This window comes from Streptomyces apricus, from assembly GCF_008369065.1.
GTDB classification, from domain to species: domain Bacteria; phylum Actinomycetota; class Actinomycetes; order Streptomycetales; family Streptomycetaceae; genus Streptomyces; species Streptomyces apricus.
Genome location: NZ_VDFC01000287.1, coordinates 1 through 623, shown reverse-complemented (window position 1 = coordinate 623; position 623 = coordinate 1). Strand labels below are relative to the sequence as shown.

The 623-nt window shown below is 56.1% G+C and carries 1 rRNA gene; it reads right to left on the bottom strand.

The features are described 5' to 3' along the window. Positions 1 to 623 (bottom strand): 23S ribosomal RNA (locus FGF04_RS39720); the annotation flags it as partial.

Here is a 623-nt window from a genome sequence, read left to right as displayed (position 1 = left end):
AAGGTCAGTAACCCGGTAGGGCCCATCGCCTATCCAGTGCTCTACCTCCGGCAAGAAACACACGACGCTGCACCTAAATGCATTTCGGGGAGAACCAGCTATCACGGAGTTTGATTGGCCTTTCACCCCTAACCACAGGTCATCCCCCAGGTTTTCAACCCTGGTGGGTTCGGTCCTCCACGACCTCTTACAGCCGCTTCAACCTGCCCATGGCTAGATCACTCCGCTTCGGGTCTTGAGCGCGCTACTAAATCGCCCTRTTCGGACTCGCTTTCGCTACGGCTTCCCCACACGGGTTAACCTCGCAACACACCGCAAACTCGCAGGCTCATTCTTCAAAAGGCACGCAGTCACGACGCATTGAGTAAACTCAATGCGCGACGCTCCCACGGCTTGTAGGCACACGGTTTCAGGTACTATTTCACTCCGCTCCCGCGGTACTTTTCACCATTCCCTCACGGTACTATCCGCTATCGGTCACCAGGGAATATTTAGGCTTAGCGGGTGGTCCCGCCAGATTCACACGGGATTTCTCGGGCCCCGTGCTACTTGGGTGTCTCTCAAACGAGCCGTTGATGTTTCGACTACGGGGGTCTTACCCTCTACGCCGGACCTTTCGCATG